Genomic DNA, 9,885 nt, shown 5'->3' with positions numbered 1-9,885 from the left:
CTGGCGCTGGTGGAGCCGGTTCGCGAAGCCGTTGCACGCGAATACCCATTACAGACCAACGGGTTGAAAGAAACCTTCTACGTCTGTAAAGCTTCAGAGGGGGCCGGGATATGCTGAACGACAGCCCGGCGCTGGCCCCGGACGGGCAGCCCTATCAGTTAACCCAGCTTAAAAACGCCGGTGGAATGACGGTAACGCTGATGGATTGGGGCGCGACCTGGCTTTCCGCCGTGCTGCCGCTGAAATCAGGAAAAACCCGTGAGCTACTGCTGGGCTGCCAAACACCGGCGGACTACTTGCAGCAGGCGGCCTATCTGGGTGCTACCGTTGGCCGCTATGCCAACCGTATTGCTCACGCCAGCCTGTTGATGGATGGCAAACCGCATCCACTGGTAGCTAATCAGGGGGAACATCAGTTGCACGGCGGGCCGGAAGGCTTCAACACCCGTCGCTGGCAGATTATTCAGCAGGACGAACAGCAGGTGAGCTACGCGCTGCATTCTCCAGACGGCGACCAGGGGTTTCCCGGTAACCTCGACGTGCAGGTCAACTATCGGCTCACCGCCGATAATCGTCTGGAAATCAGTTATCAGGCGCAGACCGACAGTGCCTGTCCGGTCAATTTGACCAACCATGCCTACTTCAATCTGGACGGTGCGGGCACCGATGCCCGACTCCAGCGGCTGCAACTGTTTGCCGACCGCTATCTGCCGGTCGACAGCGAGGGGATCCCCAGTGCGGATCTTACCCCAGTGGAAGGCAGCGGCATGGACTTTCGTCGCCCAAAAACCCTGCTGCAGGATTTTTTGAGCGATCGCTGCCAACAACGGGTAAAAGGTTACGATCATGCCTTTCTGCTGCACCGCACCTGCGGCGCACTGGATTGCCCGGCGGCCCACCTGTGGTCGGCCGATGGTCAGGTGCAAATGAGCGTGTTCACCAGCGCACCGGCGTTGCAGCTCTACAGCGGCAATTATCTGGACGGCACTCCGGCGCGTGACGGCGGCAACTATGCCAATTACGCCGGGGTGGCGCTGGAAAGCGAGTTTTTGCCCGACAGCCCTAACCACCCGGAATGGCCGCAGCCCAACTGTTGGTTACAACCGGGGCAGCACTATCTCAGTGCCACGCATTATCAGTTTTATCCTATCTGACCCGCCACGCCCCTTGCCATGCGGCAGGGGGCCGTTTGTTATAAATGCTTACCTTTTTACCCCTCTGCCCCGCAGGCCGCTGCCTTTCCTTATTCCAAAGCGGGCACTAGAATCAGGCTACGGTGATAAGCACAACACCTTGTGCAAAGTCACAATTTTCGGCCACCCCGGCCGGTCAATAGCTGAAGGAACACCTATGCGTCTGATTACTGCACTTCCATTACTGGCGGGTTTACTGCTGAGCACCAACCTGATGGCTGCCGAAACTGCAGCAAAAACACCGTCACCGGCGCAGGCTGCACAGCAGAAACGCATGACCGATTGTAATCAACAGGCCTCCAGCAAAACGCTGAAGGGCGCGGATCGCTCCACCTTTATGAGCACCTGCCTGAAATCCGAAGGGACCACCGCGACGAAAACCCTGACCCCGCAGCAGCAAAAAATGAAAACCTGTAACGCCGACGCCAAGACCAAAAGCCTGACGGGCGACGCACGTAAAACCTTTATGAGCAATTGCCTGAAAAAATCAGCCTGATTATCCTCATTCGGCGGCACGGCGGATCCCCTTTCACCGTGCCGCACTCCCTGCCTGCGCCCGCCTGATCGATTCAGCTTTTCCTCAGTTCAGCACTTACTTTGCGGCAAGAAATTGGCTATGGTTAAACACTATCGATTGCCGAGCCACCGGCCGCGGCAATATAATGATTTTCGTTATCATTGAAATGTCAGATTATTAAGGAGTTAAGCTATGGCTGTAACTAAGCTGGTTCTGGTGCGTCACGGCGAAAGCCAGTGGAACAACGAAAACCGCTTCACCGGTTGGTATGATGTTGATTTGTCCGATAAAGGCCGCACCGAAGCGAAAGCTGCAGGCGAACTGTTGAAAAACGAAGGTTTCGCTTTTGACTTTGCTTACACTTCCGTACTCAAGCGCGCTATCCACACCCTGTGGAACATTCTGGACGAACTGGATCAGGCCTGGCTGCCGACTGAAAAATCCTGGAAGCTGAACGAACGTCATTACGGCGCGTTGCAGGGTCTGAACAAAGCTGAAACCGCAGAAAAATACGGTGATGAGCAGGTTAAGCAATGGCGTCGCGGCTTTGCCGTCACTCCACCAGAGCTGACCAAAGATGACGAGCGTTACCCGGGCCACGACCCGCGTTACTCCGCGCTGACCGAGCAAGAGCTGCCGCTGACCGAAAGCCTGGCGCTGACCATCGATCGCGTGATCCCTTACTGGGACGAAGAAATCCTGCCACGTATCAAAAGCGGCGAGCGCGTTATCGTTGCTGCACACGGCAACTCCCTGCGTGCGCTGGTGAAATACCTGGATAACCTGAGCGAAGATGAGATCCTCGAACTGAACATCCCAACCGGCGTGCCGTTGGTCTATGAGTTTGACGAGAACTTCAAACCTATCAAACGTTACTATCTGGGCAATGCCGACGAGATCGCTGCTAAAGCGGCCGCCGTGGCAAACCAGGGTAAAGCGAAGTAATTTTCGCCCGTTGATCTAAAAAGCCCCCGGTTTTGGCCGGGGGCTTTTTTTTATGGCGCAAAGCGGGGCTTTATTTAATGCGGCGCGCTTTCACGGCCACTGCCAGTTCCCGCAGCACGGTTTCGGTGTCTGCCCAACCAATGCAGGCGTCGGTGACGCTCTTGCCGTAAACCAGCGGTTCGCCGCTTTCCAGATTCTGGTTGCCTTCCTCCAGATGGCTTTCGATCATCACGCCCATAATCGCCTTATCACCGCCGGCAATCTGTTGGCAGACATCGGCGTTCACTTCCAGCTGCTTCTTGAACTGCTTGCTGCTGTTGGCGTGGCTGAAATCGATCATCACCTGTGCAGGCAGACCCGCTTTGACCAGGCCTTCTTTGACTTCTTTCACGTGTGCTGCGCTGTAGTTCGGCTCTTTGCCGCCACGCAGAATAATGTGACAGTCGCCGTTACCGCTGGTGTTAACGATCGCTGAATGGCCCCATTTGGTCACCGACAGGAAACAGTGCGGCGCGCTGGCGGCGTTGATGGCGTCAATCGCCACCTTGATGGTGCCGTCAGTGCCGTTCTTGAAACCGACCGGGCAAGACAGGCCGGAAGACAGTTCGCGATGCACCTGGGATTCTGTAGTACGTGCGCCGATCGCGCCCCAGCTCATCAGATCCGCCAGATACTGCGGGGTGATCATGTCGAGGAATTCACCGGCAGCCGGCAGGCCGGAATCGTTGATATCCAGCAACAGCTTGCGTGCCAGACGCAGGCCGTCGTTGATCTGGAAGCTGTTATCCATCTGCGGATCGTTAATCAGACCTTTCCAGCCCACGGTAGTACGCGGTTTTTCAAAATAAACCCGCATCACCACTTCCAGCTCACCGCTCAGTTCCTGGCGCAGCGCCAGCAGACGGCCGGCGTACTCTTTGGCGGCTTTGGTGTCGTGGATCGAGCAAGGACCGATCACCACCAGCAGGCGATCGTCACTGCCGCGAAGGATCTGATGAATAGCATTGCGTGCCTGTGACACCGTCTCTGCTGCACGTTCAGTGGCCGGAAACTTTTCTAACAGGGCCACCGGTGGCAGGAGTTCCTTAATTTCTTTAATGCGTAAATCGTCATTTAGGTAATTCATCACTTTTCCATTCGGTATCGAGAGGCGGTATTTCGCAGAGCGTAGATCCCACCAATTTAGCCTGTGAGGGTAACGCTGTAAATCACCTTTGCCGCCTGCAGAATGAACGCCCAAATTAACAGTAGATTGTGCTGTTTCATCGGGAGAGCGCAGTGGCTCCTTTTTGGTTATGGTGACTGCTCCCCGCCGTAAACGGCGAGGCTTCCCACTTCTCAGGCCGCTACTGTCAATATGACAGATTTACGCTGGCCTCCATGGGCAGAAACGACGAGTCCCGCCGCCTGTAAATCCGTTATACCCTTGCGCTGGATGTTGATGGCCGCGTTAATATCGCGGTCATGTTCAACACCACAGGCGGGGCATGGCCAGATACGTTTAGTCAACGGCATTTCTGCCATTTTATAACCGCAGCAATGGCAGGTTTTAGAGCTGGCAAACCATTGATCGATTTTCACCAGATATTTGCCGGCCTGCTCCGCTTTGTATTCCAGTTTCATGATAAATCCTGACCACGACGCATCCGCAATGTACCGCGCCAACTTATGATTTTTCATCATGTTTGCCGCTTTCAGTGTCTCAACAATGACCGCTTGGTTTTCGTCAATCAGTGTACGAGACAATTTATGCTGGAAGTCAGCGCGGGCATTCGCCACATGCTCGTGGCATTTCGCCACCCGCAAACGCGCTTTTGTCCGATTTGCACTGCCTTTTATTTTCCGGGATAGCGACTTTTGTTTATGCCGCAGATTTCGGCTGGCGCGTACCAGAGGCCGTGGATTTGCTATTTTTTCGCCATTCGACTGAATTAGGTAATGGGACAGACCCAAATCACAACCGGTCACGCGGGTTATCAATACGGGTTTGGCCGGCGCTGCCAGCCCATCGTCACAGAGTATTGCGGCGTAATATTTTCCTGTCGCGCCACGACTGATGGTGATACTGGACACCTTACCGATAATATCGCGATGAATCACCGCTTTAATCGCTGCCATTTTTGGCAACTGGATCGCGTCAGTTAACACTTTGCCGTTAGGGTGATAACTGGATTGTTTGCCATGTTTGCGCTTAAAGGTGGGGAAACGAGCACGTTGCTTGAAAAAGTGTCCAAATGCGGTGTCAAGATTAATCACCGCCTGCTGTAACGCCAGTGCATCATATTCTTTCAGCCAGTGATAACGGCGGGACCTTTTTCCTACCGCCAGCAACGGTTTCAGGTCACGCTTAATACTGACCGATACTCCGTGCCGCCGGTACCTGTGGCGGCTGATATACAGAGCTTTGTTGTACGCAAAACGTACCGCACCGAACTGAGCATTTAAAAATGCTTCCTGTTCGGCCGTCGGGTAAAGGCGTACTTTGGTTGCTCTTTTCATCCTGACCGCTCATATATCATAGGCCTGTACTGTATGACCTTAAAAAGTATTTGACCAGAAAATGTGCATTAACAATCGCAGAAAACACCTGATTAGCTCCCCTTATATCCCCACAGGATTGGGCGAGGGGATGCAAATCCCGTCTGAAACGCTGCAATCGCTGCGCGATGAATGGATTGTCGATCGAAACAACCTGATTGATGCCGTAAATGAAAACCGCATGCGGCTGGAAACCGGTTCACTGACGCTGGTGCCCAAGTCTGTAACACTGCAGCCCTGGATAGCCCACATCAGCGCCCTGTATCAGCCGCTGATCGGCGAACGTCCGGTGACGCTAAACGTCAGTGCAGCCGACAACCTGCCCGCCGCAGTCCTCATTGATGGTGAGCGTTTACTTCAGGTGGCTAACAACCTGATAAACAATGCCATTAAGTTCACACCGCGCGGTACTATTCAGGTAAATATCGGCTGGCGCGAGCAGGCTCCACCACTGGGGGAACTGTGGCTGACGGTGGCCGACAGTGGCTGTGGCATCGCGGCAGATGAGATCGGTAAACTGTTCCAACCTTTCTACCGCGCACGCGGCGCACAGCGCGTATCCGTGCAGGGTACCGGGCTGGGGCTGTCTATCTGTAAAGAGATTATCGAACAGATGGGCGGCCGCATTGAGTTGCACTCGCAACCCAACCTGGGTACCGAGGTGACAGTGTCCGTGCCGGTAACCCAGGTCGCGGTCGATCCCACGACTCAGCAGGCCGACATGCCACTCATTCTGCCGCCGTCCACCCTGCGCGTAGCGCTGATCGACGATCACCCCACCAACCTGCTGTTGATGGAGCGGCAACTGCGGCACTTCGGCCTGCAGCCAATGCTATTCGAACAGGGTTATCCGCTGTTGAAGGCCCACCGTCGGCAGCCGTTTGACCTGCTGTTTATCGATTACAATATGCCACGCCCGGACGGCCTGACGCTGGCGAGACTAATACGCCGCGACGAGCAACGTCAGCAGCGCCCGGCCTGCCAGATTATTCTCTGCTCGGCAGACGTGCAGGAATTTACCCGCATCCCGCCGGGGTTGGTGGCGATAGATCGCTTTTTAACCAAACCCATTTCACTGGCGGCCATCGCTCAGGCACTGCCGCAGCAACCACAGGGGATGGAGCAACAGTTAGTCCTTACTGACCTGCAGCGAACCCTGGTCGATATGGCCGGTAATGATCGAGCGATGATCCAGCGTCTGGCAACCACGCTGCTGACGACGCTGCGACAAGACCTGCAGCGGCTTGAGCAGGCGGCACAGAACCAGGACGGGGTAACCTTGAGCCAGGCTGCCCATCGTATCAAGGGCAGCCTGCTGATGCTGCAGCTGCCGGCGGCGGCCAGCCTGTGCCAACAACTGGGGGACAACGGCCGTGAAGGAACATTGATGCAGGCCGCCTATAATGAATTGAGTGCGTTAGTGGCACAGATTCTGATAGAACTGAACGATCTGGTCAGCACTGACGAAATGTATTTTGCTATGGATAAGGATGAATAATGTCGGACGCTCCACACGTACACCTGCCAAAAGACAGTAATAGTAAACGCCTACTGACCGCTTTTTTAGTCACTGCGGTCTTTATGGTCGCCGAAGTGGCCGGCGGGTTGATTTCAGGCTCGCTGGCGCTGCTGGCGGATGCCGGCCATATGCTTACCGACGCTGCCGCCCTACTGGTGGCCCTGATGGCGGTACACTTCTCGCAGCGTAAGCCCAATGCGCGCCACACTTTCGGTTATCTGCGCCTGACCACCCTGGCGGCCTTCCTCAACGCTGCGGCGCTGTTGGTGATCGTGGTATTCATCCTGTGGGAGGCAATACGGCGTTTCTTCGAGCCACAGCCGGTGATGGGTGCGCCAATGCTGATTATCGCCATAGCGGGGCTGCTGGCCAACCTGTTCGCCTTCTGGCTGCTGCACCGAGGTACCGAAGAGAAGAATATCAATGTTCGCGCTGCCGCATTGCATGTGCTGGGGGATTTACTGGGGTCGGTGGGCGCCATCGCCGCCGCCATTGTGATCCTGACCACCGGCTGGACGCCGATCGACCCGATACTGTCGGTACTGGTGTCCTGTCTGGTGATACGCAGCGCCTGGCGACTGCTGAAAGAGAGCTTCCATGAACTGCTGGAGGGTACGCCGCAGGAGGTGGACATCAATAAACTGCAAAAAGACCTGTGCCTGAATATTCCGGAAGTGCGCAATATTCATCACGTCCATGTCTGGCAGATTGGTGAACAGAAGTTGATGACATTGCATGCGCAGGTGATACCACCGAACGACCACGATGGCCTGCTGCATCGCATTCAGGCCTATCTGCTGGAACACTATCGCATTGGTCACGTGACCATCCAGATGGAGTATCAGCACTGCGATACACCCGACTGCGGGATTAACCGGGCGCCCGAGCCGAGTGACCACTCACATTCGCATGTCGGGCATCATCACTAAAATCAACCGGGGCGCCTTATTTGGCGCCCCGGCGTTATTATGGTGCGGAAGATAATGGCCGCGAGCGATTGTTGCCGGCACTTTTGATCCACAGCCAGGAGCCGTTCAACGCAATCAGCGTCAGGATCACGTATTCCAGCGCCATGGCGTAAACGCCCTGGTAGGCAAATATCGCCACGCTGATCACGTCAATCACTACCCACAACAGCCAGTTTTCCACGTACTTGCGCGTCATCAGGATCATCGCCACGATCGACAACACCATCATGGTCGAATCCCAGAATGGGAAGGCATCCGGCTGCAGTTGCGGCATTTGCACGCTCAGGCCCAGCCCCTGCATCACCGTCACCGCCGCCTGCGTCAACCAGGCAAACACGCGGTCAATGTTGAACGTCATCAGAGCAATGCCGATCACACACACCGCCGCCCAACTCAGCGCCTTCGGCAACGACAGCCAGCGAATTTTCAGCTCGGCCTGATTATCCTGAGTCTGACGGCTCCAGGCGTACCAGCCATAAATATTGGCGACGAAGAAGAACAACTGCAGCAGCAGGCTGGCGTACAGCTGGATTTGGAAGAAAATTACCGCAAACAGCGTGACGTTAATCAGGCCGAACAGGTAATTGATAATTTTCTCTTTGCTGGCATACCAGATGCACAGCAGGCCAAACAGGGTGCCGATAGCCTCAATCCATGACAGATCGTAGCCCCCCGCTCCCAGCGGGATATGCACCAGGATATTACTGGTACTGAAAAAACTCATTTTATGATCCTTATTAAATGGTTAAGCGTTGCCTTTGACCTGCATTTTGAGCTGGGCAGCAAAATCCAACATCCGGTTCAGCGGGATCAGTGCCTTCTGGCGCAATGCAGCATCGACGTGGATCTCATGCAGTACACCGCCCTGTTCCAGCCCATCGGCGATAGCCTTCAGGCCGTTCATCGCCATCCACGGGCAGTGCGCACAGCTACGACAGGTGGCACCCTCTCCAGCGGTTGGCGCTTCGAACAGCTCTTTGTCCGGACAGGCCTGTTGCATCTTATAAAAAATCCCGCGATCGGTGGCAACAATCAGCTGCGGATTGGGCAGGGTTTTCGCCGCCTGAATCAATTGGCTGGTTGAACCTACCGCATCGGCCAGATCGACCACCGCCTGTGGTGACTCTGGGTGCACCAGTATCGCCGCGTTCGGGTATAAGGCCTTCATACGCATCAGGGCCTGGGTTTTAAACTCGTCATGGACGATACAGGCGCCCTGCCAGCACAGTACGTCGGCACCGGTCTGCTTTTTCACATAATTACCCAGATGGCGATCTGGCGCCCAGATGATTTTCTCACCCAGACTGTCGAGGTGTTCGATCAGTTCAACGGCAATACTGGAGGTGACCACCCAGTCCGCTCGTGCTTTTACCGCCGCCGAGGTATTAGCGTAGACCACCACGGTGCGATCCGGGTGGCTGTCACAAAAGGCATTGAATTCTTCTTCCGGGCAACCGAGATCCAGTGAGCACTCTGCGTTCAAGGTTGGCATCAACACCCGCTTTTCCGGGCTGAGGATCTTGGCGGTTTCCCCCATAAAGCGCACGCCGGCCACCAGCAGGGTCGAGGCCGGATGATTGCTGCCAAAGCGCGCCATCTCCAGCGAGTCCGCCACGCAGCCACCGGTTTCTTCCGCCAGTGCCTGGATTTCCGGATCGGTATAGTAGTGGGCCACCATCACCGCATTGCGCTGCTTGAGCAGGATTTTAATCTTCTCGCGATAAAACGCCTTTTGCGCATCGTCCAGTGGTACTGGTTTGGGCGGGAACGGGTACACCGCCGCATTAACATCAAACATTTCACTCATCGCTGCAATCTCTGTGCTAGGCTGGGTGTCTGCTGCCCGGGTATCACCCCATCGCAACCCCCTTCGTTTTATATACTAAACAAAATACCTGCATTTGTGCGAAAAGTCCGCTGATATTTTCAGTATTACGTCATTGGCGTTTAATGGATTGAATTTTTAACGAAAGCAGTGAGACAGTCGAAAACAAAATGCATTTTTTAGGGGGAAAACGGATTGACGATGTGGGGCAAAACTGGGGATACCGTGCGGGATTGATTCGGCCTTTGGCCTCACCCTACGGGCAACGCTGCGCGTTGTCGTATCGCTGCGCGATGCTCGAACCTGAACGCAGGATCTCACCCACACGGTTCGTGCGTTATGTGACGTTCAAGTTTGGGGGAAAGTGCTGAGGTACTCTG

At 55.2% G+C, this 9,885-nt stretch carries 8 protein-coding genes, 1 other RNA gene and 1 pseudogene; 5 read left to right on the top strand and 5 right to left on the bottom strand.

Translation table 11 applies throughout. The features are described from left to right. Positions 1-110: 110 nt before the first annotated feature. The 3 genes from galM to gpmA all read left to right on the top strand — a co-directional run bounded on the left by galM (position 111) and on the right by gpmA (position 2,655). Complete coding sequence (gene galM, locus BEI65_RS22485; RefSeq protein ID WP_099065149.1) at positions 111-1,154, top strand: galactose-1-epimerase; 1,044 nt, start codon at positions 111-113, stop codon at positions 1,152-1,154. Positions 1,155-1,350: 196 nt separating this feature from the next. Continuing rightward, a complete protein-coding gene (locus BEI65_RS22480; RefSeq protein ID WP_085115641.1) occupies positions 1,351-1,689 on the top strand; it encodes a PsiF family protein in 339 nt (112 codons plus the stop codon). A 213-nt stretch (positions 1,690-1,902) separates the two neighbouring features. Continuing rightward, positions 1,903-2,655 carry a 2,3-diphosphoglycerate-dependent phosphoglycerate mutase gene (gene gpmA, locus BEI65_RS22475; RefSeq protein WP_085115640.1) on the top strand — a complete coding sequence of 251 codons (753 nt, stop codon included), beginning with the start codon at positions 1,903-1,905 and terminating at the stop codon, positions 2,653-2,655. A gap of 70 nt (positions 2,656-2,725) precedes the next feature. Here gpmA and aroG read toward each other — a convergent pair whose 3' ends face one another. Together aroG and BEI65_RS22465 are read right to left on the bottom strand one after the other, a co-directional pair. Then, positions 2,726-3,781, bottom strand: a complete 1,056-nt coding sequence (aroG, locus tag BEI65_RS22470) for a 3-deoxy-7-phosphoheptulonate synthase AroG (protein WP_099065148.1) — start codon at positions 3,779-3,781, stop codon at positions 2,726-2,728. A 212-nt stretch (positions 3,782-3,993) separates the two neighbouring features. Then, positions 3,994-5,154 carry an RNA-guided endonuclease TnpB family protein gene (locus BEI65_RS22465; RefSeq protein ID WP_099065147.1) on the bottom strand — a complete coding sequence of 387 codons (1,161 nt, stop codon included), beginning with the start codon at positions 5,152-5,154 and terminating at the stop codon, positions 3,994-3,996. A 130-nt stretch (positions 5,155-5,284) separates the two neighbouring features. Here BEI65_RS22465 and BEI65_RS22460 point away from each other — a divergent pair. Together BEI65_RS22460 and zitB are read left to right on the top strand one after the other, a co-directional pair. Continuing rightward, positions 5,285-6,691: pseudogene (locus BEI65_RS22460) on the top strand (ATP-binding protein); the annotation flags it as partial. Further along, positions 6,691-7,641 (top strand): CDF family zinc transporter ZitB, encoded by a 951-nt coding sequence (gene zitB / locus BEI65_RS22455; RefSeq protein WP_085115635.1) that lies wholly within the window; start codon positions 6,691-6,693, stop codon positions 7,639-7,641. The pseudogene BEI65_RS22460 and the gene zitB, both read left to right, overlap by 1 nt. Before the next feature lie 37 nt (positions 7,642-7,678). Here the strand turns inward: zitB and pnuC are convergent, their stop codons facing one another. The 3 genes from pnuC to BEI65_RS22440 form a co-directional block, all read right to left on the bottom strand. After that, positions 7,679-8,404, bottom strand: a complete 726-nt coding sequence (gene pnuC / locus BEI65_RS22450) for a nicotinamide riboside transporter PnuC (protein WP_085115634.1) — start codon at positions 8,402-8,404, stop codon at positions 7,679-7,681. A 21-nt stretch (positions 8,405-8,425) separates the two neighbouring features. Continuing rightward, the gene (gene nadA / locus BEI65_RS22445) at positions 8,426-9,487 is read right to left on the bottom strand and encodes a quinolinate synthase NadA (RefSeq protein WP_099065146.1); all 1,062 of its coding nucleotides are present in this window, start codon (positions 9,485-9,487) and stop codon (positions 8,426-8,428) included. A gap of 234 nt (positions 9,488-9,721) precedes the next feature. Further along, positions 9,722-9,846, bottom strand: a non-coding RNA gene (locus BEI65_RS22440) — RtT sRNA. Positions 9,847-9,885 lie beyond the last annotated feature (39 nt).

Origin of the sequence: Serratia sp. BW106 (genome assembly GCF_002607755.1) — a bacterium.
Lineage (GTDB): Bacteria > Pseudomonadota > Gammaproteobacteria > Enterobacterales > Enterobacteriaceae > Serratia > Serratia proteamaculans.
This window is presented reverse-complemented; position numbering and strand designations above follow the sequence as displayed.